The sequence below is a fragment of the Conexibacter woesei DSM 14684 genome (genome assembly GCF_000025265.1).
Lineage (GTDB): Bacteria > Actinomycetota > Thermoleophilia > Solirubrobacterales > Solirubrobacteraceae > Conexibacter > Conexibacter woesei.
Window position 1 is genome coordinate 2,226,102 of the sequence record NC_013739.1, and the last position, 25,904, is coordinate 2,252,005.

Consider the following 25,904-nt stretch of genomic DNA (forward strand, 5'->3'; position numbering starts at 1 on the left):
GCCGGGCTCGCCATCGCCAACGCTAATGGCGTGACCAGCACGCCCTGCTTTCAAACGACGCAGCACTGGAAGAGAGTCCCCGGCATGAGTACGACCGATGAGCTGACCGCCACCTCCGCCACGACGCTGGCGCGGATGATCGCCCGACGCGAGGTGTCCGCGACGGAGGTCCTCGACGCGCACCTCGATCGGATCGCCGCGATCAACCCGACCGTCAACGCGGTGGTGCAGCTCGCGGCCGGCGCCGCCGACCAGGCGCGCGCCGCCGACCAGGCGCTCGGGCGCGGTGAGGCCGTCGGACCGCTCCACGGCGTCCCGTTCACGGTCAAGGACAACACCGAGACCGCCGGCGTGATCACGGCTGCCGGCGCGCCCGAGCGGGCCGCGACCACGCCGGAGCGGGACGCCACCGTCGTCGCCCGCATGCGGGCGGCCGGCGCGATCCTGCTCGGCAAGACGAACTGCCCGCCGTGGGGGAGCGGCGTCGAGACCGACAACGAGGTCTACGGCCGCACGAACAACCCGCACGACCTCGCCCGCACGCCCGGCGGGAGCAGCGGCGGCGAGGCGGCGGTGATCGCGGCGGGCGGCTCGCCCTGGGGCATCGGGACCGACTCCGGCGGCAGCGTCCGCATCCCCGCGCATTTCTGCGGCGTCTGCGCCCTGAAGCCGACGCAGGGCCTGCTCCCGGTCACGGGCGTGTTCGATGACGAGGGGCCGATCGGCGCGATCAGCGACCCCCGCACCCAGGTGGGTTCGCTCGCCCGCACCGTCGAGGACCTCGGCACGATGACGCGCGTGATCGCCGGCCCGGACGGCCGCGACGGCGGCGTCCCGCCCGTCGCGCTCGGCGACCCCGCGGCGGTCGCGGCGGCGGGGCTGCGTGTCGCCGTCCACGCCGACAACGGGCTGTCGGCGCCGACGCCGGAGACCGCGGCGACCGTGCGGGCGGCGGCGGACGTGCTCGCCGGCGCCGGCGCGCGGCTGGCCGATCGGCTGCTGCCAGGCGACGGCCACGCGTTGACGGTCGAGGTCTGGGCCTCCTACGAGGGCGGCATGTCGAGTCTCGACCTCTACCGGCTGCTGCGGCGCTGGGACGCCTACCGCGCCGACGTGCTCGCATTCATGGACGACGTCGACGTGGTGCTGTGCCCGGTCTACCCGGTCCCGGCGCCGCCGCACGGCGGCACCGCCGGCGCCGAGCTGCGCGCCGTCGAGCTGCAGCACGCGATCAGCTACACGACCCCGTTCAGCCTCGTCGGCGCGCCGTGCGCGGTCGTGCCGTTCGGCGTCTCCCCCGAGGGCCTGCCGATCGCCGTCCAGGTCGTCGCGAGACCGTGGCACGACCATGTCGCGCTGGCCGTCGCGGCGCTGCTCGAGGCCGCGGCCGAGCGGCGGGTCGTCGCTCCCGCCGCCGTCGCCGGCTGACCGGCGCATGCGCGAGGAGCAGCAGCGAACGGCCCCCGCGCACGGCGAGCTGCTCGTCGTGCGCGACCTGGCGATCGCCAGCCGCGCCGGCGCGGGGGAGCGGCCGATCGCGTCGGGTGTCGGCCTCGAGGTGCGGGCGGGGGAGGCGGTCGCGCTCGTCGGCGAGTCCGGCAGCGGCAAGTCGCTGACCGCGCGCGCGATCCTCGGGCTGCTTCCGCCCGGCGTGACGGCGAGCGGGGAGGTCCGCTTCAAGGGCCGCGACCTGATGGCGCTCGGGCAGCGCGAGCGGGCCGAGCTGCGCGGTCGCGAGATGGCGGTCGTGATGCAGGACCCGTTCACGACGCTCAACCCGGTTCGGCGCTGCCTCGATCAGATGATCCCTCCGGGCAGGGGCGGGCGGATGGCGCGGGCGACGGCGAGCGCCCGCGCCGCCGCCGCCGAGCGGCTCGCCGAGGTCGGTCTGACCGCCGACAGCGCCGACCGCTACCCCTTCCAGCTCTCGGGCGGGATGCGCCAGCGCCTCTGCATCGCGGCGGCGCTGGCGCACGACCCGAGCCTGCTGATCGCCGACGAGCCGTCGACCGCGCTCGACGTCACGACGCAGGCGGAGGTGCTCAGGCTGCTGCGGCGGCTCCAGGGCGCACGCGGGATGGGCGTGCTGCTGATCACCCACGACCTCAGCGTCGCGTTCGCCAACTGCGACCGCGTCTACGTGCTCTACGCGGGCAGCCTCGTCGAGGTCGCGCCCGCCGGCCGGTTGCACGACGCGCCGCGCCACCCCTACACGCTCGAGCTGCTGCTGTCGGAGCCGCCGGCTGACCGGCGCGTCAGACGGCTCGCGGCGATCCCCGGCTTCTGCCCGCCGCGCGAGGAGGTGCTCGGCCGCTGCGCGTTCGAGACGCGCTGCCGCTGGGCGGCGCCCGAGTGCCGGGAGGGCGAGCCGCCGCTGACGGCACTCGCGGACGGCCACCTGTCCCGCTGCCGGCGGATCGAGCAGATCGGCGAGGAGATGAGCGCGCGGCTGGCCGCGGCGCGGCGACCGGCCGAGGAGGCGACGGCTGCCGAAGCCGCCGCGGCGATCGCGGCGCCGCTGCTGCGCGTCGAGGGGCTGCGGAAGGTCTTCCGCGGCTCGCGCGGTGCCGAGATCGTCGCGGTGCACGACGTCTCGATCGCGGTCGGGCGCGGCGAGAGCGTCGGGATCGTCGGCGAGTCGGGCTCGGGCAAGACGACGACGGCGCGCTGCATCGCTGGGCTGGAGCGGCCGACGGGCGGGACGATCGAGCTGGCCGGCGAGCAGGCGTCGCCGGGCGCGAGCGCGATCCAGATGATCTTCCAGGACCCCTCCTCGTCGCTCAACCCCGCCCTCTCGATCGGCACGAGCCTGCGCGAGGCGGCGCTGGCCGCGCGCCCGTCCGCACGGCCGACGCGCGCGCAGATCGGCGAGCTGATCGAGCGCGTCGGGCTGCCGGCCCGCTATGCGGAGCGCAAGCCGATCGCGCTCTCGGGCGGGGAGCGGCAGCGGATCGCGATCGCCCGCGCGCTCGCCGCCGGCGCGCGGCTGATCGTCTGCGACGAGCCCGTCTCGGCGCTGGACGTCTCGGTGCAGGCGCAGATCCTCAACCTGCTCGCCGACCTGCGCGCGGAGCTGGGGCTGAGCTACCTGTTCATCACGCACGACCTCGCTGTGGCGCGCCAGGCGACCGATCGCGTCTACGTCGTCCATCAGGGCCGTGTCGTCGAGGAGGGGCCGGTCGCGCGAGTGCTCGACGCCCCGACCCACCCCTACACGGCCAAGCTGGTCGCGTCGATCCCCGGCGCGCGGAAGGCGGGCGTCGCCTCGTAGCGGCGCCCGCGGTCACGGAGAGAGGACGCGATGCTGCTGCTCGACGCCACGATGTCGATCGCTCCCGCCAAGGAGGCGGAGCTGAACACCTGGTACCACCTGCACGTCCCGCGGCTCGTCGCGGTGCCCGGCTACGAGAGCGGCAACCGCTACGTCGCGATCACGCCGGGACCGCGCTATGCCGCGCTGTACGAGATCCGCGACCACGCGGCGCTCCCGCTGCTGCTGGGCGAGGACGCCGGCACGCGCGACGAGGTCACGCTGTCGGAGTGGGCCGTCTGGGACCGCGACCTGCTGCCGCACACGAGCGACCTGCACCTGCACGTCTACGAGCCGCTCGCCGCGACGCCGCCGCGGCTCCTGCGCGGCGGCCGGCCGCTCGTCGTCGTGCGCGTCGAGCACGACGCCGGCGACCCGGGCGCCGCGGAGGCGGCGTGGCGCGAGGCGGTGCTCCCGGGGCTCGCGCGCGAGCGCGACGTCGCCGGCGCGGTGCTGCTGCGGCAGAGCCCCGACCCGGTCGTCGGCTGGCTCAACACCGGCCCCGACCGGCTGCTCGGCCTGATCGAGTGCGACGGCGTCGCCGCGGCCGCGGCGCTGGCCGAGGCGGGCGCGGCCGCCGGCGGCTTCGCTCAGCCGCTCGCCGACGCGGCCGGCGGGCGCACCGCGCGCGTCACCGCCTACCGGCCGATCGCCCAGCACTGGGACTGGGAGGCGGCGCGATGAGCAGGCTGCTGCTCGTCGTCCGCTCGCAGCCGACGAGCCCCGAGCTGGACGAGGCGTACACCGCCTGGTACGCCGAGCACATGGCGCAGGTCGCGGCCGTCGAGGGCGTCGTGAGCGCGCGGCGCTTCGAGAGCGTCGACGGTCCGCTGCGCTACATGTCGATGTACGAGCTGACCGGGCCCGAGGTCTTCGCCAGTCCGGACTATCCGGCGCAGGGCAGCTTCGGGCCGCTCGACGGGAGCGTCGAGTTCACGCGCAACGTCTACCGCGAGATCCCCTGGCCGCCGTCCGGCGGCTGATCCCGACGAGGAGAGCGAGGAAGCAATGGAGCAGCAGCTGCCCGAGTGGGTGATGGTCGCCGCGCTGGAGGTCGACGCGGCCGTCGAGGCCGAGTGGGACAGGTGGTACGACGAGGTCCACCTGCCCGAGATCCTCGCCGCGCCCGGGTTCCGCAGCGGCACGCGCTACAGAGCGGTCGCGCACCCGAGCGACGGGACCGGTCTGCGCCGCCAGCTGACGGTCTACGAGGTCGACGGGCCCCAGGTGTGGGAGACGCCGGAGCTGACAGCCGCGCGCGGCCTCGGCGGCTTCGGCGACAGAGTGCAGGTGCGGACGCGGATCTTCCACAAGCACCTGACGATGCGCAAAGAGCATGACCGCTGAGCGGGACGAGCGCCCGGAGAGCTGGTACTGGGAGCAGCACTGGGGCCGTGCGCGGCGCGGCTCGACCCCGGTCGTGCTCGAGTGGGAGGGCGGGGCGAGCGAGGGCGTCCTCTTCGACGAGGGCGCCCCGCGCACCGTCGCCGCGATCGCCGAGCGGCTGCCGCTCGAGATCCCGGTGATCCACGCGATCTGGAGCGGCGACATCGTGATGAGCGCGGAGCGCTTCCCGCTCGGCTTCCAGGACAAGGAGAACGAGACGCGCCTGCCGCGGGTGGGCGACCTCTCGTGGGACCCGACCTTCGGGGAGGTCGCCGTGACGTACGGGACGGCCGAGTGCCGCATGCCGTCGGGCTTCAACACGATCGTCGTGTTCGGCTCGCTCTCGACCTCGCTCGACGAGCTGGCGCGCTGGTGCCGGCGACGCCGCTTCGAGGGCCTGGGCCAGCTGCGACTCGACCACGCCCGCTGACGATGAGGGAGGAGCGATGACCGCCGAGACCGCGCGCGAGCTGACTGGGCTCGACGCGATCGCGCAGGCGGAGCTGGTCCGCGCCCGGCAGGTGACGCCGGTGGAGCTGGTCGACGCGGCGATCGCCCAGGTCGAGCGGCTGAACCCGGGGCTGAACGCCGTCGTCCACCTCGCCGCCGAGCGGGCGCGGGAAGAGGCGGCCGCGGTCGATCCCGCGCTGCCGCTCGCGGGGGTGCCGCTGCTGCTCAAGGATCTGGTGGTCCGCCGGGCCGGCTTCCCCGCGACCGACGGTTCGCGCGCCGGCGCGGGGCGGGTCGCGGTCCGCGACAGCGAGCTGGTGCGGCGGTACCGCGCCGCCGGTCTGATCGCGATCGGGCAGACGAACACCGCCGAGTTCGGCGTCACGCCGACGACCGAGAGCGAGCTGTTCGGGCCGGCGCGCAACCCGTGGGACCCCGCGCGCACCGCCGGCGGCTCGAGCGGCGGCTCGGCGGCAGCGGTCGCGGCTGGGATGACGCCGCTGGCGCACGGCAACGACGGCGGCGGGTCGATCCGCATCCCGGCCTCGTGCTGCGGGGTCTTCGGCCTCAAGCCGAGCTTCGGCCGCACGCCGCTCGAGCCGGACGCCGGGGCGCTGCTGTGCCGGGTGCTGAGCAACCACGTCCTGACGCGCTCGGTGCGCGACAGCGCGCTCGTGCTCGACCTGACGGCAGGGCGCGCTCGCGGGTCGCTGCTCGACGCGCCCCCGCCGCCGGCCGGCGGCTGGCTGGCGGCCGCGACCGCTCCGCCGCGCGGCGGCCTGCGGATCGCGCTGTCGACGTCGCCGCTCGCCGCGGTCCCGGTGCACGAGGAGTGCGTCACCGCGGTCGAGCAGGCGGCACGCCTGTGCGAGGAGCTGGGCCACCATGTGACGGAGGCGATGCCGCCGCTCGACGCGGACGAGCTGACCGCGGCGTGGTTCACGCTGTGGCGCGAGCTGATGGGCTCGCTCGTCGCCGAGGTCGCCCGCGAGACGGGCGTCGAGCCGTCGCCCGACGGCTTCGACGCGCTGACGTGGGAGCACTACCTGGCGGCACGGGAGCACACGGCCTTCGAGCACATGCGCGCGCTGACGGCGATCGACAGCGCTGCCCGCCTGCTGCACGAGTTCATGGAGGGCTTCGACGCATGGCTCACGCCGACGCTGGCGCAGCCGCCGCTCGTGCTTGGCGAGTTCGCCGCGCCGGCCGACCGGGTCGCCCGTTACGTGCGCTTCTCGCCGTTCACGCGGCTGGCCAACGTCAGCGGGCAGCCGGCGATGTCGGTCCCGCTGCACCGCTCCCCGTCGGGCCTGCCGATCGGCGTCCACTTCCTCGGCCAGCTCGGCCGCGAGGACGTGCTGCTGTCGCTCGCCGGCCAGCTGGAGCGGGCGCGGCCGTGGACCGGCAGGCTGCCTGCATGATCCGCGTCTGCACCCCGGCCGAGGCGCTCGCCCGCGTGTCGCCCGGCGACACCGTGATGGTCGGCGGCTTCGGGCTCGTCGGCGCGCCGCTGACGCTGATCGCGGCGCTGCTCGAAGCTGACGGCGCGCGCGACCTCACGGTCATCTCCAACAACCTCGGCGAGCCCGGCCGCGGGCTCGGCCGGCTGCTTCCGGCCAGGCGCGTGCGCAAGGCGATCGGCTCGTACTTCACCTCCAACCCCGAGGTCGTCGAGGCGCACCTCGCCGGAGAGATCGAGGTCGAGCTGCTGCCGCAGGGAACGCTGGCGGAGTCGATCCGCGCCGGCGGTGCGGGGATCGGCGGCTTCTACGTCCGCACCGGCGCAGGCACCGTGCTGGCGGAGGGCCGCGACGAGCGCGTGATCGACGGCGAGCGCTACCTGCTGCAGCTCCCGCTGAACGCCGACGTGGCGCTGATCCGCGCCGCGAAGGCCGACCGCCTCGGCAACCTCGCCTACACGCGCACGGCGCGCAACTTCAACCCCGACATGGCGACCGCCGCGCGCACCGTGATCGCGGAGGTCGACGAGATCGTCGAGGTCGGAGAGCTGGCGCCGGAGGAGATCGTCACGCCGCACCTGTTCGTCGACCACGTCGTCCGCTCGGAGGGCGCATCCGCATGAGCAGCTCCGTCGCCACGGCGATCGCCAAGCGGGTCGCCGCCCACCTGACCGACGGCGAGATCGTCAACCTCGGGATCGGGATCCCGACGCTCGTCGCCGACCACCTGCCCGACGGCGTCGACGTCGTCCTCCAGACCGAGAACGGCATGCTCGGCGTCGGCCCGACCCCGGCCGAGGACGCGGTCGATCCGAACCTCGTCAACGCCGGCAAGCTGCCCGTGAGCGAGCTGCCCGGCGCCTCCTACTTCGCCAGCTCGGCGTCGTTCGCGATGATCCGCGGCGGTCACGTCGACACGGCGATCCTCGGCGCGCTCCAGCTCGACGAGCACGGCCGGATCGCCAACTGGTCGATCCCCGGCAAGCCGATCCTCGGCGTCGGCGGCGCGATGGACCTGCTCGTCGGCGCGCGGCGCGTGATCGTCGCGACGACCCACCTCGCCAAGGACGGCGCGCCGAAGCTCGTCGCCGAGACGCCCTTCCCGCTCACCGCCGACCGGCCGGTCGACCTGATCGTCACCGAGCATGCGACCTTCGCGGTGCGCGACGGTGGCTTGGTGCTGACCGACGTCACGGAGGACAGCTCGGTCGAGTGGGTCGAACGGAACACGGGCGCGCGCTTCACGGTCGCGCTGGAGGGTGACTGCCAGGAGATCGACCCGAGGCCGGCGCGATCGCGACGTTGATGCGCTGTCCGGCTTCGAGCTGCTTGCGTGACTGCGTTTCACGGCGTCGCAGGCGTCGCGGGCGTCGCGGGCGTCGCAGGCGCCGACGGTGCCGACGCCGGGCCCTCGAGGCCGCCGCATCTCTCCGCGGCGCGCTCGACCGCCGCTCTGTTCCCTTCGACACTCATCAACGTTCTTCCGTCCGCGGCGGGGTCCGGCACGTCGACGCCCTCCTCGCGCATGCACCGCGCGAACGCGAGCGCTCTGTCGCGCATCTCGGCTCTCTGCTCCTCGCTCGGCGGCTCTGGGGCCCAGCCGGTGCTCTCGCGGCACTCCTCCATCGCCGCCTCCGTGTCATCTCTGCCGCTGGCCATCTCGCTCGCTCTGCCAGCTCTGGCCATCATGCCGCCGTCCTCGCTCATCTGGATGTCGATCCCTCTGTCGCGCAGGCAGTCCTGGAATTTCATCGCCTTCTCCTCGTCACTCGACGCGGACGACGTCGATGAGTCGTCGGACGAGTCGCTGCCGCAGGCGGCGAGCGCGAGCACCGCGAGAGCTGCGGTGAGCAGCGCGAGCAGCGGGCGTGTCGATCGGGTCACTGGGTCCTCCCCTGATTGGCATTGCTGGCTCCATCGAGTCAGTCGTCCGTGAACGCCTCGTGAGAGCGACGTAGGAAGGACGTGAGAGGACCAGCCGTGCGCCGCAGTCCGCCGGGATTGGCGGCGGACTGGCTTCGAATAGCACCCGCGTGCTATTGCCGCGAGGTGACTGCCGCGGTTTTATCGACGGGACGAATGAACCCGGCACCGCGTCCCCGCGTCGCGTGAGATCCGGTCATGTAAGTGAACACGCTGAGGGGAAGTACTGGGTGAGTTACACGGTTGCAGTGGATGTTGGCGGGACCTTCACGGATGTCGTCGCGACGGACGGCGCGGCTGGCGTGTTCGTGGGCAAGGTGTCGTCGCGGCCGCATGACGAGGCGACGGCCGTGTTGGAGGCGGTGGGCGTCGTCGCCGAGCACTACGGCAAGGAGCCGGGGGAGCTGCTGGCGGGGACGGAGTTCTTCATCCTCGGCACGACGGTCGTCACGAACGCGATGCTGGAGTACCGGGGGACGCCGACGGGCCTGATCACGACGAGAGGCTTTCGCGACATCCTGGAGCTGCGTCGCGGCTACAAGGAGAGCCTGTTCGATCTGAGACTGCCGGCGCCGCATCCGATCGTGCGGCGGCGCTTCATCAAGGGCGTGTCGGAGCGGATCGACGACCAGGGGAAGGTCGTCGTCGAGCTCGACGAGGACGAGGTGCGCGACGCCGCGCGGGAGCTGAAGGCGGCGGGGATCGAGTCGGTCGCGGTGTGCCTGCTGTTCTCGTTCGTCAACGACGCGCACGAGCGGCGGGTGGCGGAGATCGTGCGCGAGGAGCACCCGGAGTGCTTCATCACGCTGTCGTGTGACGTGCTGCCGCAGATCCGGGAGTTCGAGCGCGTCAGCACCACGGTCGTGAACGCGTACACGAGCCCGCTGCTGAAGAACTACCTGGGGCGGCTGGACGAGGGGCTGCGTTCGGCGGGCTTCGACGGCGAGCTGGTGGTCGTGCAGTCCAACGGCGGCGTGATGGACGTCGGCTACTCGGCCGAGCACGGGGTCGACGCCGTCCTCTCGGGCCCGGCGGGCGGCGTCGTCGCGGCGGTGGAGCTCGGCGAGCGCTCGGGGTACAGAAACGTCATCACGGCCGACATGGGCGGCACGAGCTACGACGTCTGCCTGATCCACGAGGGCAAGCCGGAGGTCGGCGTCGACAACTGGATCAGCCGCTACCGCGTGGCGGTGCCGCTGGTCGACATCCACACGATCGGGTCGGGCGGCGGGTCGATCGCGTGGGTCGACGAGGCGGGCGCGCTGCGTGTCGGTCCGGAGAGCGCCGGGGCGCAGCCGGGGCCGGCCTGCTATGGCCGTGGCGGCACGCGCCCGACGGTGACCGACGCGAACCTGCTGCTCGGCTTCATGGACCCGCAGCGCTTCATGGGCGGCAAGATGGCCCTGGATCGCGCCGCCGCAGAGGCGGCGTTCGAAGAGCACGTCGCAGAGCCGCTGGGGATCTCCGTGACTGAGGCGGCCGTGGGTGTGTTCCGGATCGCGAACAGCGACATGTCGAACGCGCTGCGCTACGTGTCGGTCAAGCGCGGCCGCGACCCGCGCAACTACGCGCTGATGGCGTTCGGCGGCGCCGGCGCGGTCCACGCCGGCGTGCAGGCCACCGACCTCGGGATCAAGACGGTGCTGGTGCCGCGCAACGCGTCCGTGCTGAGCGCCTACGGCGGCATGGTCGCCGACTTCAAGGTCTCGCGCGTGCAGTCGTACGTGCGCTCGATGGAGGCGATCGACCCGGACGAGCTGACCGACCTGTTCCTGAAGGTGCAGGAGGACGCCGAGGAGATGCTGCCGCCAGCGGAGACGACACGTCTCGAGCGCTACCTCGACATCCGCTACGAGGGGCAGGTCCACGAGGTCATCGTCCCGCTGCAGACCCGCACACGGAAGATCTCGGCGGTCACCCTCTCGCGCGCGATCGCGGACTTCCACGAGCTGCACGAGCAGCTCTACGCGCACAAGCGCCCGAGCGAGCCGGTGCAGGTCGTCTCGATCCGCATGGAGCTGACCGGGCTGCGCTCGATGGACGCCCTCGCCGCCCCGAGAAGATTCGGCGACGAGGACTCCAGCGGCGCCAAGGTCGGCAGTCGCGAGGCGTACTTCGAGCGCCTCGGCGGGTTCGTCGAGACGCCGATCTACGACGGCGCGTCGATCCAGCCGGGCAACGTCGTCACGGGTCCGGCGGTCATCCACGAGCCCGGGACGACGATCGTCGTCGGCGCCGAGCAGGAGGCGATGCTCGACCAGTACGAGACCTACGTGATCGAGGTCGTGGGCTGATGCGCACCGTCATCGAGCACCGCGGCGAAGACGCCGGCGCGCTCTCGCCGGTGGAGCTGGAGATCCTGCGCACGACCCTGCTGGCGTATCCGGACGAGCTGGGCGCGGTGCTCGCGAACGCGGCGCCGACGGTCGAGATCAGCCAGGGGCGCGAGTACGCGATCGCGATCGCCGACGCGAGCGGCGCGATCGTCGCGACCGACGATCCGTTGCAGACCGCCTCGATGGCGCAGACGGTCGGGCACGTGGTCGAGTACTTCGAGTTCGACCTCCACGACGGCGATGTGATCCTGACCAACGATCCCTACGCCGGCGGGACGCGGCTGCAGGACGTGACGTTGACGGCGCCGTTGACGATCGACGACGAGCTGGTGCTGTTCCTCGCGGCGCGCGTGCGCGTCGCAGACGTCGGCGGCCAGGTGACGGGCAGCCTCAACCCCGCAGCCACGGAAATCCTCGCGGAGGGCCATCCGGCCACGCCGGTGAAGATCCAGCGCCACGGGCGGCCGGTGCGCGACATGCTTCACGTGTTCCTGCTCAACGGCCGCCGCGCCGAGGAGACGCGCCGCACGCTGGAGGCCGGCATCGCCGCGCTGGAGCTGGGCCAGCGGCGGCTGACCGAGCTGATCGGCCGCTACGGCGTCGAGACGGTGCGGGGAGCGCTCGCCTACGCGCAGGACTACAGCGAGCAGCTGGCCCGCAACGCGATCGCCGCATGGGAGCCCGGGGCCTACGAGGGCGAGCAGACGCTGCGGCTCGACGCCGATGCCGGCGGCCCGGTCACGGTGCGGCTCGCCGCCACCGTGGACGAGACGAGGCTCGTGCTGGACTTCAGCCGATCCGACGACCAACGCCAGCTGTTCGTCAACAGCTCGGCCGGCAGCACCGCCTCGTGCGCCGTCGGCGCGGTGCTGGCGATGCTCGGCGACACGGTCCCGGCCAACAGCGGGCTGCTGCGCGCGGTCCAGGTGCGCACGCGCCCCGGGTCCGTGGTCCATCCGGTCAACCCCGCGCCGGTCGGCTGGGGACCGATGCACTGCGGCAACGAGGTCACCGAGCTCGTCGCGACGACGCTGCGGCCGGCAGCCGCCCACCCGGTCCCGGCGCTCACGGTTCCGCGGCCGCTCGTGCTCAGCCGGCCCGCCGACGACCGCAGCCACCAGCTGGACTTGGGGCGCTGGGGCGTCGGCGGCGCCAGCGCCGTGCCCGAAGGCGACGGGTGGGGACGTCCCCAGCTCGCCACGCGTGCGCAGCTCCCCTCGGTCGAGCAGTGGGAGACCGAGCACGCGATGCGCATCGAACGCCTCGAACTCGTCCAGGACAGCCCCGGTGCTGGCCGGTGGCGAGGAGCCCCCGGGGTCGAGGCGATCGTCGTCCTCGCGCCGGACCGCCTCTTCACGCTCTGGACGCAGGCCTCCGGCGCCGCCGTCGGCGGCCTCGCGGGCGGCGCACCGGGCGACCCCGGCGAGGTCGCCTTCCACACCCCCGAGGGCTGGCAGCCCGCGCCGCACAGCGCCGCCGACACCGCGATCGCCGCGGACCGGCTGCGGCTGCGTCTGGCCGGCGGCGGCGGCTGCGGCGATCCCGCCGAGCGCGCGCGCACGGCGGTCGTGGACGACGTGCTCGACGGGGTCATCTCGCCGGCGACGGCACGAGACGTCTACGGCCTGAGCGCCGACGAGCTCGACGCAGCTATCCAGGACCTGCCCGCAGGGCAGGGCGCACAGATTGGCGGGGACCGTGTCTGATCCGATCACCGCGGAGATCATCCGCAGCTACATCGATACGAGCGCCGAGCAGCTCTACGAGACGATCTGCCGCACGTCGCCCAACCCGCAGGTCAACGAGGGCAAGGACTGCGGGGGCGGGATCTACAGCTACGACGGGACGACCGCCAAGCTGGTCGGGCGCGCCGGGATCATCGCGCACTCGTTCGCCCTGACGACGTCGTGCCAGGTCGGCCTGGACTTCTTCCGCGGCGATCTGCATCCCGGCGACGTGCTGCTGATCGGCGACCCCTACCACGGCGGGAGCCACTGCGGATGCTGGACCGTCGTCGTCCCGATCTTCTTCGGCGGACGGCCGCGCTTCCTCGCCGCCGCGCGGCTGCACGTGATGGATCAGGGCGCTCCGACGCCGAACCTCAACTACTACTGCCGCGACATCTGGCAGGAGGGCCTTCGCCTGTCGCCGCTCAAGCTGTACGAGCGCGGCGAGCGCCGGCGCGAGGTGTGGGACTGGATCACCGCGAACAACCGGGTTCCGATCGCCGTCGAAGGCGACATCGAGGCGATGCTCGGCGCGTGTCAGATCGGCGAGCGCGCCATGCGGGAGCTGGTCGATCGGCACGGCCTGGAGACGGTCGAGGACGCGGTCGAGTGGACCTTCGGCTACTCGGAGCGCAAGTTCCGCGACCAGCTCCGCCGCTGGCCGGACGGCGAGTACACAGCGGACTCCTACGCCGACGGCGACTGGGCGGACCACAGCGATCTGAGGATTCAGGTCGCGGTGACGATCGACGACGATCGGATGACCGTCGACTTCGCCGGCTCGGACGAGCAGACCGACGGGCTGATCAACAGCGCGCGGCCGAACACGATCGCCTACGTCTGCATCGTGCTCTCGGCGCTGTGCCCCGACATCCCAGTCAACGCGGGCTTCTTCGAGCCGCTGACGATCCACCTCCCGGAGGGCACGATCGTCCACCCGACGGCGCCGACGCCGACGATGACCGGAACGGTGACCGCCGGCTGCCAGATCGCCTCGGCGGTGATGAAGGCGTGCGAGCAGTTCGCGCCGGAGCGCGTCGGCAGCGCGTCGATCGACATCACCGGCCCGCTGGTGTACGGGACCGACGAGCGCGAGCACCGGTTCCAGTCGATCTCGTCGCGGAATCCGCGCTTCTTCATGTTCGTCGACATCTCGATGGTCTCGATGTCGAGCAGCGCCGCGTACGAGCAGGACGGCTGGGGGATGTGGGCGACGCCGTTCAGCGTCGCAAGCCCCGTCAACGTCGAGTTCAGCGAGATCCAGAGCCCGACGCTGTATCGGCAGACCGAGCTGTCGACGGACTCGGCGGCGCCGGGCCAGTGGCGCGGGACCCCGGCGCTGGCGATCCGGCGCGTCGACCGCGGCGCGAGCGACGTGAAGGCGATGTTGCTCGCCCAGTCGCTCGTGCATCCGCTGCCGGGATGGGTCGGCGGCTACGAGGGCGCCGGGAACTTCATCGTCGTCAACGAGGGCGAGCCGGACGAGATGATCGCCGGCGAGCTGGGGATCGCGCATGTCGCGTACGACCCGGCGAAGACGATCTTCGCGCAGAGCGGCGGCGGCGGAGGCTGGGGCGACCCGCTCGACCGCGACCCCGCCGCGGTGCTCGACGACGTGCTCGACGAGTACGTCTCGCTCGACGGCGCGAAGTCCGACTACGGCGTCGTCGTCGACGCCGCCACGCGGACCGTCGACGCTGAGGCGACGGAGCGCGAACGCGCCGCTCGCAAGCGGGAGCCGGGACCGCGCAAGCGCCGCGGCATCGGCCGCGAGTGGACGATCGAGCGCGCCGGCATCGAGGCCCGCGTCGACCGCGTGGACAGGCTGCGGGACGCCGCATCCGCACGGTGACGGCAACGACCTGATGACGATCGCCGAAGAGAACATCAGCAAGAAACGAGGTGCTGTCAGATGTCCACCATCGAATCCGTCCCGTTGAGCTCCGAGGAGCTCGTGCGCCGCGCGGTCGAGCTGCAGCCGCTGCTCGCACGCAACGCCGGCCAGGCCGAGGCCGACCGGCGGCTCAGCGAGGAGAACGTGCAGGCGATCAAGGAAGCCGGCCTGCTGTCGCTGGGCGTGCCCCGTCGCTTCGGGGGCCAGGAGACGACGATCCGGACCCAGCTGGAGGTCTCCTCGACGCTTGCCGAGGCATGCGGCTCCACTGGCTGGGTGGTCCAGAACATCAACGGCGCGTGCGTGATGGGCGGCCTGTACGCCGACCGCGCGCAGCGCGAGGTCTGGGAGTCCGATCCGGGCGCGCTGCTGTGCGGCACGATGGCGCCGGTCAGAGACGTCGTGCGGGTCGACGGCGGCTGGCGGATCAGCGGCAGATGGGGCTACGTCTCCGGCATCTACCACGCGCAGTGGGCCTACGTCGGCTTCCCGCTCGTGGACGAGCAGGGCGTGCAGGTCGACCTCGGCGTCGGGCTCGTGCCGATCTCCGACGGCGTGGTCGAGGACACCTGGTTCGTCGCCGGCATGCGCGGGACGGGCTCCAACACGCTCGTGCTCGACGACGTCTTCGTCCCGGAGCACCGCGTGCTGCGGACGATGCCGGCGATCGAGGGCGAGGTCCCGACCGAGCACACCGACGAGGCGCTCTACCGGACGTCGCAGGGCGCGGTGCAGTTCCTCGTGCTCGTCGGCGCGCAGCTCGGGCTCGGCCGCGGCGCGCTGAAGCTGGTCCGCGAGGCGGCGCCGCGGCGCCCCGTCAGCTACACGAGCCGCAAGCAGGCCGAGTCGACGGGCTTCCAGATCCAGCTCGCCGACGCGGCGCTGCGGATCGACGCCGCGCATCTGCACGCCTATCGCGCGGCCGACGAGATCGACGCCGCGGCGGCGAACGGCGAGCATCTGCCGTACGAGCGGCGCGCGCACATCCGCGCCGAGTGCGGATGGATCTGCGACCTGCTCCGCGGCGCGGTCGACACGCTGGTGAACGCCCATGGCGCGGGCAGCTTCGCGGAGCCGAATCCGCTGCAGCGGATCTGGCGGGACCTTGGCGTCGGCTCGCGCCACGCGGGCATGACGTCGCAGCTCGGGTACGAGATCCACGGCAAGGCGCTGCTCGGTCGCGACGAGCGCCCGATGTTGGTGCTGTAGCGCCTGTCGAAGCTTCGCTGACGCACTCACAGCAGAGGAGAGAGATGATGAAGCGCAAGGTGGCCATGTGCGCGTGGCTTGCGGTCGTCGGCGTCCTGGTGATGACCACCGCCGGGTGCGGTTCCAGCAACGACGGCGACGGCGACGGCGGTGCTGCTGGGAAGACCGTCAACATCGGTGCGATCGGCGCGTTCTCCGGCCTTGCCGGCGCGGCGGAGGGGACCCCGCACGTCCTGGAGGCATGGGCCGAGACCGTCAACGCCGCGGGCGGGCTTGACGGACACGACGTTCGCGTGATCGTCGAGGACATCGGCGCCACGACCGGCGCCGGCCGCGCCGCGGTGCAGAAGCTGATCGAGGAGGACGACGTCGTCGCGGTCTTCTCGCAGGACTTCAACGACGCCACGTGGGTGAAGTACGCCGAGAGCAGATCGGTGCCGGTCATCTCGGGCATCGCCGGGGTGACGACGCTCACGTCCTCGGACGTGTTCCCGATCACGCTGTCCCCGATCACGCTGGGCTACGGACTCGACGCCGAGCTGAAGAAGGTCGGCGACACGGGTGCGGTCGGATACCAGTCGGGGATCGCGCTGAACGAGCAGATCGTCGCGCTGATGCGGAGCTTCTCCGAGCCGGTCGGGCTGTCGTTGCCGGTGGTGACGAAGATGTCGCCGTCGCTGCCGGACTACACGGCCTTCTGCCAGCAGGTCAAGGACTCCGGCGCGGCGTCCTACTTCGTCTCGTTCGGCGCCTCCGTGGCGACGAAGATCACGGAGCAGTGCGTGCAGCAGGGCGTGCGGATCCCGCAGCTGCTGGTGGGCCTCTTCGCCGACAAGGCGTGGAAGACGAACAGCGCGTATGACGGTGCCGTCGTCCTCGACGGGGCCGCCCCGTTCTTCGACACGTCGGTGCCCGGCGTCAAGGAGTACCGCGACGCGCTGGGGAAGTACGCGCCGGACTTCTCCGGGTCCTCGCAGGACAGCTCCTACGGGCTGTTCGCGTGGGCGGGCATGCAGATGATCGCCACCGCCGCGGCGAAGGCGAGAGGCCCGATCACCAACTCGTCGCTGCAGGCCGCGCTCTACACGATCAAGGACGAGACGCTCGGTGGGATCGTCCCTCCGCTGACGTACACCAAGGGCAAGGCCAATCCGATCCACTGCTGGTTCACGTGGACGATCGCGAACGGTGAATTCGTCGCGACCAACGACGCCAAGCCGACCTGCGCACCCGACGCCGTGGTGGCGCCCGCCGAGGCGGCGCTGGCGAAGTCGCTGGCGGGATAGCGCGCTCGGAAGGAGAGTCATGATCCCGAGCAACTGCCCAAACTGCAGTGCGCGGCTCGAACTGAACGACGACGGCACGTGCGACCACTGCGGCGTCGACGTCACGGTGATGGCGAACGAGCCGCTCGCCGGTGGCAGCACCGACGCGGCGGTCGTCTCGCCGCTCGCGCCGGATGAGGGCATCGCCCTCATCCGGCGGGCCGACCCCGCGTTCGACCCGGCCGGCTTCGAGCGCCGCGCCGAGCAGGCGTTCCTCGCGCTGGGGCAGGCGTGGCAGGACCGCGACCGGGAGGCGGCGCGGCCGTTGATGAGCCCCGGCCTGCACAAGAGCTGGAGCGCCAACGTGCAGATGTTCGTCGACGAGCACAAGCGCAACGTCCTCGAGGGCATGCGCGTCGACTCGCTCGCGCCGGTCAAGGTCGTTCACGGCAACGCGTTCGACGCCCTGACCGTGCGCTTCACCGCGACGTGGATCAGCTACGAGGTGGACGAGCGCACCGACCGCGTCATCGCCGGCGACCGGACGCCGCAGTCGTTCACGGAGTTCTTCACGTTCCAGCGCTCCGTGGACGCGCGGACCACGGACGGGCGGTTCGACTGGGTGCTGTCCCGCCTCCAGCGCGAGGCGGACTACGCCGCCTCGGCTGACCGCTCGATGCGGAGAGGGTGAGACTCGCGTGTTGCCCTTCATCGTCGCCGGGTTGACGATCGGCTCGGTCTTCGCGCTTGCCGCGGTCGGCTTGGTGTTGACGTACAAGACGTCGGGGATCTTCAACTTCGCGCACGGGGCGCTGGCGAGCGCGGCGGCGTTCGGGTTCTACTGGCTGCGTGATCTGCACGGCGTGTCGTGGCCGCTGGCGGCGGCGCTCGTGGTACTGGTCGGGGCGCCGCTGGTGGGACTCCTGCTGGCGCGGATCGCGGACCTGCTGGCCGGCGCGAGCCTGGCGATGAAGGTCGTCGCGATGGTCGGCGTGCTGCTTGCCGTCCAGGGCGGCCTGCAGCTGCTGTTCCCGCCGGGGGAGTCGCGCCAGGTCGCGTCGTTCCTGCCGAGCGACTCGTTCGAGCTGTTCGGGACGCCGGTGACCGTCGCGCAGCTGATCACGTTCGCGGTCGGCGTGCTGGCGACCGCCGGGTTGACGGTGTTCCTGCGGCGTTCGCGGACCGGGCTGGCGATGCGGGCGGTGGTCGACGACACCGAGCTGCTCGACTCGATGGGGGTTGCGCCGCAGCGGGTGCGTCGCACGGCGTGGATCATCGGCTCGATGATGGCCGGCGCGTCCGGCGTGCTGCTCGCGCCGCTCCTGCCGTTGGACGCGACGTCGATCACCTTCCTCGTCGTCACCGCGTTCGGCGCCGCCGCGATCGGCGGGTTCTCCAGCTTGCCGCTGACGTACGCCGGCGGGTTGGCGATCGGCGTCGGGCAGTCGCTGCTGCAGAAGTACTTCGTCGACGCGACCGGGATCGCGGGCGGCTTGGCGAGCAGCCTGCCGTTCCTCGTGCTGTTCGGACTGCTCGTCTTCGCGCCGCGGGTGCGCCGCCCTTCGGCGGCCGAGTTCCTGCGCCGCGCGACGCGGCCGGCGTGGACGGCGCCGTCGTCGGTGCGCCTGGCGGGCGCGCTGGTGCTGCTGGGCGTGCTGGTCGCGGTGCCGAGCTTCGGCGCGGACCAGATGCTGGCCTGGACGCGGTTCCTCGCGTACGTTGTGCTGTTCCTGGCGCTCGGCCTGCTGGTGCGGACCTCCGGCCAGGTGTCGTTGGCGCATGTGAGCTTCATGGCGATCGGCGTCGCGGCGTTCTCGCACCTCGCGGTCGACCAAGGCTGGTCGTGGCCGGCGGCGCTGCTGGCGGCGGCGGCGATCGCGGCGCCGATCGGCGCGCTGCTGGCGGTGCCGGCGATCCGCTTCCCGGGGTTGTACCTGGCGTTGGCGACGCTGGGCTTCGGGATCGCGTTGCAGCAGATGTTCTACGCGCAGGACTTCATGTTCGGGGCGGGCGCGGGTCTCACGGTTCCGCGCCCCGAGCTGGCCGGCGTGTCGTTCGAGGGCGACACCGGCTTCTACTACTTCACGCTGGCAGTCACGGCGATCGTGGCGCTGCTGGTCGTCGGGATCACCCGCAGCCGGCTGGGACGGCTGCTGCGGGCGATGTCCGACAGCCCGACGGGCCTTGCGGCCTCGGGCGCGTCGGTCAACGTCAGCCGCGTGCTGGTGTTCTGCCTCTCGGCGTCGATCGGCGCGGTCGCCGGCGTGCTGGACGGCGCCGCGCAGACCCTGGTCGGCGGCGACCAGTACCAGCCGATCCTCTCGCTGCAGCTGTTCGCCGTGCTGATGATCGCGGTCGGAGGGGTGCCGTGGTACGCGGTGATGGCGGCGTTCGGGATGGTGGTGGCGCCGGCGTACATCTCCACCGACCCCAGCGTCACCTACGCGTTCATGCTGCTGTTCGGCTGCAGCGCGATCGCGTTCGCGGTGATGCCGCCCGATGCCGGCACCGCCCCGATGTGGCTGCGCCCCCTCGTCGATCGGCTCGCCGTCAGGTGGCCGAGCCGACGCCGCCCGCCGGCGATCCCCACGGCCGCACCCGCTCCGCTGCCCGCCGCCGCAGCGGCCGGTGGGACGGGCTTGCGAGTCGAGGACCTGACCGTGCGCTTCGGCGGTCTGGTCGCGGTCGACGGGGTCACGTTGGACGCCCGCCCGGGCACGATCACCGGACTCATCGGGCCCAACGGGGCCGGCAAGTCGACGGTGTTCGGCGCGTGCAGCGGGCTGGTCAACCGGTCCGGCGGGCAGGTGCTGCTCGACGACCGGCTGCTGTCGCGCTTCGGGCCGGCGGTCCGTGCGCGGCGCGGCTTGGGCCGCACGTTCCAGCAGATGGAGCTGTTCGACTCCGGGACGGTGCGCGACAACGTCGCGCTCGGTTGCGAAGCCGGGTTCGCCGGCTTCAACCCGCTTGCGCATCTGATCGCATCGCGGCGTCAGCGCAGGCTGGTCCGGCAGCGGACCGACGAGGCGCTCGCGATGTGCGGGCTGGGGGAGCTTGCAGACCGGCAGGTCGCGTCGCTGGCGACCGGGCAGCGGCGGATGGTCGAGCTTGCGCGGTGCGCGGCGGGCCGCTACGAGATCCTGCTGCTCGACGAGCCCTCCTCGGGGCTGGACAAGGTCGAGACCGAGCGCTTCGGCCGGATCCTGACCGAGATCGTCGAGCAGCGCGGGGTCGGGATCCTGCTGGTCGAGCACGACATGTCCCTGATCACGAGCATCTGCGACGAGGTCCACGTCCTGGACTTCGGCACGAAGATCGCCGCAGGCAGCGTGGGCGAGGTGGTGGCCTCCGCGGCAGTGCAGGCCGCCTACCTCGGCCACAGCTCCGACGCCTTCGGCCCCCAGCCGGAGGGCACTCGCTCATGAACCCGCACGCATCACCGGCCGCGATCGCGGCATGCGCCCTCGAGCTCGACCGCGTCGACGCCGGCTACGGCACGACGACGGTGCTGCGCGACCTCTCGCTCCGGGTTCGACCGGGTCAGGTCGTCGCGCTGCTGGGTCCCAACGGCGCCGGCAAGACGACCACGCTGCGTGCCGCCGCCGGCACCGTCCGGCCCGCCGGCGGGCAGGTCCGCCTGTTCGGGCAGGACGTCACGCCGCTGGCGCCGCATCGGCGCGCGCGGGCAGGCCTGTGCCTGATCCCCGAAGGCCGCGGCATCTTCCGCAGCCTCACGGTGCGCGAGAACCTGCGCCTGCACGACGTCGCGATCGGCGGCGACGGCCGGGGCGAGGCGCTCGAGCGCGCGCTCGACGCCTTTCCGGACCTCGAGAGCCGGCTCGACCACCACGCCGGCCATCTGTCCGGCGGGCAGCAGCAGATGCTCGCGCTCGCGCGCGCCTACGTCGCACGACCCAGGGTGATCCTGCTCGACGAGGTCTCGATGGGCCTCGCGCCGCTGATCGTCGAGCAGATCTTCACCGCGCTGCGCGACCTGGCCGCGACCGGGGTGGCGATGCTGATCGTCGAGCAGTACGTCGCGCAGGCGCTCGACCTCGCCGACCACGTCGTCCTGCTCAACAAGGGCGCCGTCACCTACGACGGCTCCCCGTCCGGCCTCGATCAGGACGCCCTCCTGGCCGGCTATCTCGGCGTCGACTTCGGACAGGCACCATGACCACGAACAGCATCGAACAACGTGCCTCCGCGGACCTGCTGGTGTGCGCGGGCGCCGTCGCGACGATGAACCCGGCCCGCGAGATCCTGCGCGACGGCGCCGTCGCCGTGTCGGGCGGCCGGATCGTCGCGGTCGGCAAGGCGGGCCAGCTCGAGCGGGCGTTCGACGCCGCCCGCGTGATCGACGTCCCGACCGGCCTGCTGACCCCGGGGCTGATCGACGGCCACTGCCACGCGCAGTACTACATCGCCCGCGGGATGGTCGACGACGTCGGCGACGTGATGACCCGCGTCGGCAGGTACGCGGTCCCGTTCGAGTACGGCATCACGCATGACGAGGCCTACGTCTCGGCACGCGCGAACTTTGCCGAGATGCTCCGCAACGGCACGACCTGCTTCCTGGACGGCGGCGGACGCCAGCCGCACGCGATCGCGCAGGCGGCGATCGACACGGGCATCCGCGGCGTCGTCGCGCGCCTGACCAGCGACGTCTCCGGGCCGTTCAGACTCCCGATCGCCGAGGACGTCGACACCCTCGTCGGGCTCGCGACGGAGGCCGTCGAGCGGTGGAACGGAGCGGCGGCCGGGCGCATCCGCGCGCGCTTCAGCGTCGATCTCCCGCTCAGCGTCAGCGACGAGCTGTGCGCCGCCGTCGTCGCGCAGGCCTCCGCGCTCGACGTCGGCATCCTGGGCCACTTCCACGGCCACACGCCCGACGACCATGGCGGCGGGCGCAACCCGCACGTGGAGCGCTACGCGTCGCTCGGCGTGCTGTCCGGCCCGACGGTGCTCGCGCACATCGGCTGGCTGCACGAGGACGACATCGCCGCCTTCGTGCGGCACGGCGTCGGGGCGGTCCACTGCCCGTCGCAGAGCATGTTCGGGGGGTTCGGGATGATCGGCCACGGCTCCATTCCCGAGCTCGTCGAGGCTGGCGTCCCGGTCGGGTTGGGAGCCGACGCGGCGTGCGTCAGCCGCTTCCTCGACCTGGTGCGCGTGATGTACCTGGCAGCGTGCGCGCATCGGGACGCCCGCACCGATCCGCTGGCGATCGGGGCGCACAAGGCGTTCGAGATGGCCACGATCGACGGGGCGCGCGCATTGCGCTGGGACGACGAGATCGGCTCGCTGGAGGTCGGCAAGCGGGCCGACATGGTCGTCTTCGACACGACGGGCCCGGAGTGGCAGCCGCGCGCGCTGGCCAACCCGATCGCCGACCTCGTCTACACCGCGACGGGGCACTCGACCCACACCGTCGTCGTCGACGGCGACGTCGTCGTCGACGCGGGCGAGCTGACGACGATCGACGCCGAGGCGATCGTCAGAGAGACCGACGCGGTCACCACCAGCGTCTTCGACCGCCTCGGCTTCGACCACGTGCGGCCGCAGTGGCCGGTGCGCGCATGACCCAAGGAGACACCATCCGCATCCAGATCCTGACCCCAGTCGTGAAGGGGGTCCTCGACGACGACGTCATCCCGCGGCTGCCGTCCTTCGTGCAGGCGGAGGCCGGCTGGCTGACGGAGGGGCCGTCGTCGATCGAGTCCCGCACCGACGAGGCCCGTGCCGTGCCGGCGATGCTCGACGCGGTCGTGGCCGCCGCCGCGGACGGCGTCGACGGCGTCGTGCTGAACTGCTTCATGGACCCCGCGGTCGGCGCCGCGCGCGAGCTGACGCATCTGCCGGTCGCGGCGCCGGGGCAGTCGGCGATGACGCTGGCGAGCACGCTGGGCGGCCGCTTCTCGGTCATCCTGCCGGCGGCCAGCGGCGCGCCGATCGTCGCCGAGCAGGCGCACGCCTACGTGGGCCGCGAGCGGCTGGCGTCGGTGCGCAGCGTCGAGATGGCGGTGGCGGAGATGCGCGATCGCGACCGGCTGGTCACCGGCCTGGTGGAGCAGGCCGAGCGCGCGATCGGGGAGGACGGCGCGGATGTCGTGATCCTCGGCTGCACCGGGATGTGCGGGGTGACGAGCGCCTTCCGTGCGGCGCTCGCCCACCACGACGTCCCGGTGATCGATCCGACCGTGGCAGCGGTCGGCGCGGTCGTCTCGCAGCTGATGCTCGGAGTCCACCACAGCGGGTCGGCGTACGCGCTGCCCGCCTGGCGCAGGGAGGCGCGATGAGCAGCTGGCGGGTGGAAGAGGACGCGCTGGAGTCGATCGTGATCGGCGCCGGCATCCTCGGGACCGGCGGCGGGGGCAACCCGTACGTCGGCAAGCTGCGGGCGCGCAAGCTGCTGCGTGCGGGCCACGAGATCGAGGTGATCGCGCTGGAGGACGTCCCCGACGAGTGGCGCCTCTGCACCGCGGGCGGCATGGGCGCGCCGACGATCGCGGTCGAGAAGCTCCCCCGCGGCAGTGAGACGACCGACGCGGTTCGCGCGCTCGAGGAGCACGTCGGGCACCGGATCGACGCGATCCTGCCCGCGGAGATCGGCGGCGGCAACTCGATCGAGCCGATGATCATCGCCGCGACGCTCGGCATCCCGATGGTCGACGCCGACGGGATGGGGCGCGCGTTTCCGACCCTCCCGATGATCACGTACTTCATCTACGGCGTCTCGCCGTTCCCGTGCGCCTTGGCGGACGAGAAGGGCAACCAGATCGTCTACCCGCGCGGCGTCGACGACCACTGGCTGGAACGGCTGACGCGCTCCAGCGCGGTGCAGATGGGCGGCTTCGTCGGCTGCGCGGTGGCGTACATGTCCGGCGCGGACGCCAAGCGCACGGCGATCGGCGGGACGCTGTCGTGGGCGCGCGCGCTCGGCGACCGCGTCCGCCGCGCCCGCGCCGCCCGCGACGAGGACGTGCTCGACGGGGTGCTCGAGGCGGCCGGCGGTCGCGTGCTGTTCGAGGGCAAGGTCGTCGACGTCGAGCGGCGCAGCACCGACGGCTTCGCGCGCGGCCAGCTCGTGCTCGACGGGTTCGGCGGCGACGCCGGCGCGCAGCTGACGATCTCGTTCCAGAACGAGTACCTCGTCGCGTGGCGCGATGGCGAGGTTGTCGCGACCGTGCCGGACCTGATCTGCATGGTCAACCGCGAGGACGGCGAGCCGATCACGGTCGAGCGGCTGCGCTACGGCTACCGCGTCGCGATCCTGGGTGTTCCGTGCTCGGAGCTGCTGCGCACGCCCGAGGCGCTGGACGTCGTCGGCCCGCCGGCGTTCGGCTACGACCTTCCCTACGAGCCGATGGAGGTGGTCCGATGAGGATCGGCATCGACGTCGGCGGCACGAACACCGACGCCGTCCTGATGCACGGCGCGACCGTCGTCGCGAAGATCAAGACCTCGACGACCGCGGACGTGATGTCGGGGATCGTGACGGCGATCGAGTCGCTGCTGCGCTCCTCCGGCTTGGACCGCGGCGACCTGACGGCGGTGATGATCGGCACGACGCACTTCACCAACGCGGTGATCGAGCGCCGGCGCCTGGCACCGACCGCGATCGTGCGGCTCGGCCTGCCGGCCGCCCAGGCCGTCGACCCGTTCGACGACTGGCCGGAGGACCTGCGCGCCGCGATCGGCGCGCACTGGCGCCTCGCGCACGGCGGCAACGAGTACGACGGCCGCGAGCTGTCGGCGCTGGACCCGGCGGAGATCTCGCGGATCGGCCGCGAGCTGGTCGGCGAGGGCGTGAAGTCGGTGGCCGTCACCGCGGTGTTCTCGCCGGTCACGCCGACGATGGAGCAGCACGTCGCAGAGCTGCTCGCCTGCGAGGCGCCGGAGCTGACGGTCACGCTCTCGCACGAGATCGGGCGGCTCGGCCTGCTCGAGCGCGAGAACGCGACGGCGATCAACGCCGCGCTGCGGCCGCTGGCGGCGACGACGGTGCAGTCGTTCCGCCGCAGCCTGACCGAGCTGGGCATCGACGCGCCGCTCTACCTGACGCAGAACGACGGCACGCTGATGTCGTCGGAGATGGCGGAGCGCTATCCGGTGCTGACGTTCGCGTCAGGGCCGACGAACAGCATGCGCGGCGCGGCGTTCCTGTCCGGGCTCGCCGACGCGCTCGTGCTCGACGTCGGCGGCACGACCTCCGACATCGGCGCGCTCGTGCACGGGTTCCCGCGCGAGTCGGCCGTCTCGGCGACGTTCGGCGACGTGCGCACCAACTTCCGCATGCCCGACCTGATCTCGTTCGGCCTCGGCGGCGGCAGCGTCGTGCGCGGCGAGCAGCCGAGACTGGGCCCCGACAGCGTCGGCTACGCGATCACCGATCGCGCGCTCGTCTTCGGCGGCGACACGCTCACCGCCACCGACCTCGCCGTCGCCGGCGGACGGGCGCAGGTGGGGGAGCCGGCGCTGGCGTCCGGCGTCGACCCGGCGCTCGCGCAGCGCGGCCTGGACCTCATGCGCGCGATGACCGAGGACGCGCTCGATCGCATCAAGCTGGCGCGCCACCCGGAGCCGGTGATCGTCGTCGGCGGCGGCAGCATCCTCGTCGACGACCAGCTCGCCGGCGCATCGCAGGTCGTGCGGCCCGAGCACTACGAGGTCGCCAACGCGGTCGGCGCCGCGATCGCGCAGGTCAGCGGCGAGCTCGACCAGATCGAGTCGCTCGACGACGGGCGCGAGCGGATCCTCGAGCGTGCGCGGAGCGCCGCGATCGACCGTGCCGTCGCCAACGGCGCGGTGCGCGACAGCGTGCGGATCGTCGAGGTCGAGGACGCCCCGGTGCCGTACATGGAGGACCGGATGCTGCGCGTCCGGGTCAAGGCCGTCGGCGAGCTGGCGGACACGACCGTCGCGCGCTCGACCACCTGATGGA

Annotated in this window: 22 protein-coding genes; 21 read left to right on the forward strand and 1 reads right to left on the reverse strand. The window is 72.6% G+C overall.

Annotated features, from left to right (window positions below; translation table 11 throughout):
- Window positions 1–84 precede the first annotated feature (84 nt).
- Genes CWOE_RS10570 through CWOE_RS10610 form a run of 9 tightly spaced genes read left to right on the forward strand, consistent with a single transcriptional unit; the run spans window position 85 to window position 7,912 of the window.
- Window positions 85–1,428: an amidase gene (locus CWOE_RS10570; RefSeq protein WP_012933596.1), complete on the forward strand. Its 1,344-nt coding sequence runs from the start codon at window positions 85–87 to the stop codon at window positions 1,426–1,428.
- Between the two features lie 7 nt (window positions 1,429–1,435).
- Window positions 1,436–3,271, forward strand: coding sequence for a dipeptide ABC transporter ATP-binding protein (locus CWOE_RS10575; protein ID WP_012933597.1), 1,836 nt, complete (start codon window positions 1,436–1,438; stop codon window positions 3,269–3,271).
- Between the two features lie 30 nt (window positions 3,272–3,301).
- Window positions 3,302–3,994: a DUF4286 family protein gene (locus tag CWOE_RS10580; protein WP_012933598.1), complete on the forward strand. Its 693-nt coding sequence runs from the start codon at window positions 3,302–3,304 to the stop codon at window positions 3,992–3,994.
- Window positions 3,991–4,293, forward strand: coding sequence for a hypothetical protein (locus CWOE_RS10585; protein ID WP_012933599.1), 303 nt, complete (start codon window positions 3,991–3,993; stop codon window positions 4,291–4,293). The genes CWOE_RS10580 and CWOE_RS10585 overlap by 4 nt, the downstream gene beginning before the upstream one ends.
- 25 nt (window positions 4,294–4,318) lie before the next feature.
- Window positions 4,319–4,657, forward strand: coding sequence for a DUF4286 family protein (locus CWOE_RS30570; protein ID WP_012933600.1), 339 nt, complete (start codon window positions 4,319–4,321; stop codon window positions 4,655–4,657).
- Window positions 4,647–5,126 (forward strand): DUF3830 family protein, encoded by a 480-nt coding sequence (locus CWOE_RS10595; RefSeq protein WP_012933601.1) that lies wholly within the window; start codon window positions 4,647–4,649, stop codon window positions 5,124–5,126. Before CWOE_RS30570 ends, CWOE_RS10595 begins: the two co-directional genes overlap by 11 nt.
- A gap of 16 nt (window positions 5,127–5,142) precedes the next feature.
- Entirely contained in the window at window positions 5,143–6,567 is a 1,425-nt protein-coding gene (locus tag CWOE_RS10600) for an amidase (protein ID WP_012933602.1), read from the forward strand.
- The gene (locus CWOE_RS10605; protein ID WP_012933603.1) at window positions 6,564–7,229 is read left to right on the forward strand and encodes a CoA transferase subunit A; all 666 of its coding nucleotides are present in this window, start codon (window positions 6,564–6,566) and stop codon (window positions 7,227–7,229) included. Before CWOE_RS10600 ends, CWOE_RS10605 begins: the two co-directional genes overlap by 4 nt.
- Entirely contained in the window at window positions 7,226–7,912 is a 687-nt protein-coding gene (locus tag CWOE_RS10610; RefSeq protein ID WP_012933604.1) for a 3-oxoacid CoA-transferase subunit B, read from the forward strand. Before CWOE_RS10605 ends, CWOE_RS10610 begins: the two co-directional genes overlap by 4 nt.
- Window positions 7,913–7,950: 38 nt before the next feature.
- On the opposite strand, the gene CWOE_RS10615 is transcribed toward CWOE_RS10610, so the two are convergent.
- On the reverse strand, window positions 7,951–8,490 hold the full coding sequence (locus tag CWOE_RS10615) for a hypothetical protein (protein WP_041730368.1): 540 nt from the start codon (window positions 8,488–8,490) through the stop codon (window positions 7,951–7,953).
- A gap of 287 nt (window positions 8,491–8,777) precedes the next feature.
- On the opposite strand from CWOE_RS10615, the gene CWOE_RS10620 reads away from it, so the two are divergent.
- Genes CWOE_RS10620 through CWOE_RS10675 form a run of 12 tightly spaced genes read left to right on the forward strand, consistent with a single transcriptional unit; the run spans window position 8,778 to window position 25,900 of the window.
- On the forward strand, window positions 8,778–10,823 hold the full coding sequence (locus CWOE_RS10620; RefSeq protein WP_201447189.1) for a hydantoinase/oxoprolinase family protein: 2,046 nt from the start codon (window positions 8,778–8,780) through the stop codon (window positions 10,821–10,823).
- The gene (locus CWOE_RS10625; protein ID WP_012933607.1) at window positions 10,823–12,571 is read left to right on the forward strand and encodes a hydantoinase B/oxoprolinase family protein; all 1,749 of its coding nucleotides are present in this window, start codon (window positions 10,823–10,825) and stop codon (window positions 12,569–12,571) included. The genes CWOE_RS10620 and CWOE_RS10625 overlap by 1 nt, the downstream gene beginning before the upstream one ends.
- Window positions 12,564–14,444 carry a hydantoinase B/oxoprolinase family protein gene (locus CWOE_RS10630; RefSeq protein ID WP_012933608.1) on the forward strand — a complete coding sequence of 627 codons (1,881 nt, stop codon included), beginning with the start codon at window positions 12,564–12,566 and terminating at the stop codon, window positions 14,442–14,444. Before CWOE_RS10625 ends, CWOE_RS10630 begins: the two co-directional genes overlap by 8 nt.
- 60 nt (window positions 14,445–14,504) lie before the next feature.
- A complete protein-coding gene (locus tag CWOE_RS10635; protein WP_012933609.1) occupies window positions 14,505–15,695 on the forward strand; it encodes an acyl-CoA dehydrogenase family protein in 1,191 nt (396 codons plus the stop codon).
- A 47-nt stretch (window positions 15,696–15,742) separates the two neighbouring features.
- A complete protein-coding gene (locus CWOE_RS10640) occupies window positions 15,743–16,981 on the forward strand; it encodes an ABC transporter substrate-binding protein (RefSeq protein ID WP_012933610.1) in 1,239 nt (412 codons plus the stop codon).
- A 19-nt stretch (window positions 16,982–17,000) separates the two neighbouring features.
- Complete coding sequence (locus tag CWOE_RS10645; RefSeq protein ID WP_012933611.1) at window positions 17,001–17,651, forward strand: TIM44-like domain-containing protein; 651 nt, start codon at window positions 17,001–17,003, stop codon at window positions 17,649–17,651.
- A gap of 7 nt (window positions 17,652–17,658) precedes the next feature.
- On the forward strand, window positions 17,659–20,385 hold the full coding sequence (locus CWOE_RS10650; protein ID WP_012933612.1) for an ABC transporter permease subunit: 2,727 nt from the start codon (window positions 17,659–17,661) through the stop codon (window positions 20,383–20,385).
- Window positions 20,382–21,137 (forward strand): ABC transporter ATP-binding protein, encoded by a 756-nt coding sequence (locus CWOE_RS10655; RefSeq protein ID WP_012933613.1) that lies wholly within the window; start codon window positions 20,382–20,384, stop codon window positions 21,135–21,137. The genes CWOE_RS10650 and CWOE_RS10655 overlap by 4 nt, the downstream gene beginning before the upstream one ends.
- On the forward strand, window positions 21,134–22,543 hold the full coding sequence (locus CWOE_RS10660) for an amidohydrolase family protein (RefSeq protein WP_012933614.1): 1,410 nt from the start codon (window positions 21,134–21,136) through the stop codon (window positions 22,541–22,543). Before CWOE_RS10655 ends, CWOE_RS10660 begins: the two co-directional genes overlap by 4 nt.
- A complete protein-coding gene (locus CWOE_RS10665; RefSeq protein WP_012933615.1) occupies window positions 22,540–23,259 on the forward strand; it encodes an aspartate/glutamate racemase family protein in 720 nt (239 codons plus the stop codon). The genes CWOE_RS10660 and CWOE_RS10665 overlap by 4 nt, the downstream gene beginning before the upstream one ends.
- A complete protein-coding gene (locus tag CWOE_RS10670; RefSeq protein ID WP_012933616.1) occupies window positions 23,256–24,344 on the forward strand; it encodes a DUF917 domain-containing protein in 1,089 nt (362 codons plus the stop codon). Before CWOE_RS10665 ends, CWOE_RS10670 begins: the two co-directional genes overlap by 4 nt.
- Window positions 24,341–25,900: a hydantoinase/oxoprolinase family protein gene (locus tag CWOE_RS10675; protein WP_012933617.1), complete on the forward strand. Its 1,560-nt coding sequence runs from the start codon at window positions 24,341–24,343 to the stop codon at window positions 25,898–25,900. The genes CWOE_RS10670 and CWOE_RS10675 overlap by 4 nt, the downstream gene beginning before the upstream one ends.
- Window positions 25,901–25,904 lie beyond the last annotated feature (4 nt).

Excerpts from the sequence above, each read along its gene's own strand:
- CWOE_RS10570 (WP_012933596.1), top strand. The coding sequence starts at position 85 with ATGAGTACGACCGATGAGCTGACCGCCACCTCCGCCACGACGCTGGCG.
- CWOE_RS10575 (WP_012933597.1), top strand. The coding sequence starts at position 1,436 with ATGCGCGAGGAGCAGCAGCGAACGGCCCCCGCGCACGGCGAGCTGCTC.
- CWOE_RS10580 (WP_012933598.1), top strand. The coding sequence starts at position 3,302 with ATGCTGCTGCTCGACGCCACGATGTCGATCGCTCCCGCCAAGGAGGCG.
- CWOE_RS10585 (WP_012933599.1), top strand. The coding sequence starts at position 3,991 with ATGAGCAGGCTGCTGCTCGTCGTCCGCTCGCAGCCGACGAGCCCCGAG.
- CWOE_RS30570 (WP_012933600.1), top strand. The coding sequence starts at position 4,319 with ATGGAGCAGCAGCTGCCCGAGTGGGTGATGGTCGCCGCGCTGGAGGTC.
- CWOE_RS10595 (WP_012933601.1), top strand. The coding sequence starts at position 4,647 with ATGACCGCTGAGCGGGACGAGCGCCCGGAGAGCTGGTACTGGGAGCAG.
- CWOE_RS10600 (WP_012933602.1), top strand. The coding sequence starts at position 5,143 with ATGACCGCCGAGACCGCGCGCGAGCTGACTGGGCTCGACGCGATCGCG.
- CWOE_RS10605 (WP_012933603.1), top strand. The coding sequence starts at position 6,564 with ATGATCCGCGTCTGCACCCCGGCCGAGGCGCTCGCCCGCGTGTCGCCC.
- CWOE_RS10610 (WP_012933604.1), top strand. The coding sequence starts at position 7,226 with ATGAGCAGCTCCGTCGCCACGGCGATCGCCAAGCGGGTCGCCGCCCAC.
- CWOE_RS10625 (WP_012933607.1), top strand. The coding sequence starts at position 10,823 with ATGCGCACCGTCATCGAGCACCGCGGCGAAGACGCCGGCGCGCTCTCG.
- CWOE_RS10635 (WP_012933609.1), top strand. The coding sequence starts at position 14,505 with ATGTCCACCATCGAATCCGTCCCGTTGAGCTCCGAGGAGCTCGTGCGC.
- CWOE_RS10640 (WP_012933610.1), top strand. The coding sequence starts at position 15,743 with ATGAAGCGCAAGGTGGCCATGTGCGCGTGGCTTGCGGTCGTCGGCGTC.
- CWOE_RS10645 (WP_012933611.1), top strand. The coding sequence starts at position 17,001 with ATGATCCCGAGCAACTGCCCAAACTGCAGTGCGCGGCTCGAACTGAAC.
- CWOE_RS10655 (WP_012933613.1), top strand. The coding sequence starts at position 20,382 with ATGAACCCGCACGCATCACCGGCCGCGATCGCGGCATGCGCCCTCGAG.
- CWOE_RS10660 (WP_012933614.1), top strand. The coding sequence starts at position 21,134 with ATGACCACGAACAGCATCGAACAACGTGCCTCCGCGGACCTGCTGGTG.
- CWOE_RS10665 (WP_012933615.1), top strand. The coding sequence starts at position 22,540 with ATGACCCAAGGAGACACCATCCGCATCCAGATCCTGACCCCAGTCGTG.
- CWOE_RS10670 (WP_012933616.1), top strand. The coding sequence starts at position 23,256 with ATGAGCAGCTGGCGGGTGGAAGAGGACGCGCTGGAGTCGATCGTGATC.
- CWOE_RS10675 (WP_012933617.1), top strand. The coding sequence starts at position 24,341 with ATGAGGATCGGCATCGACGTCGGCGGCACGAACACCGACGCCGTCCTG.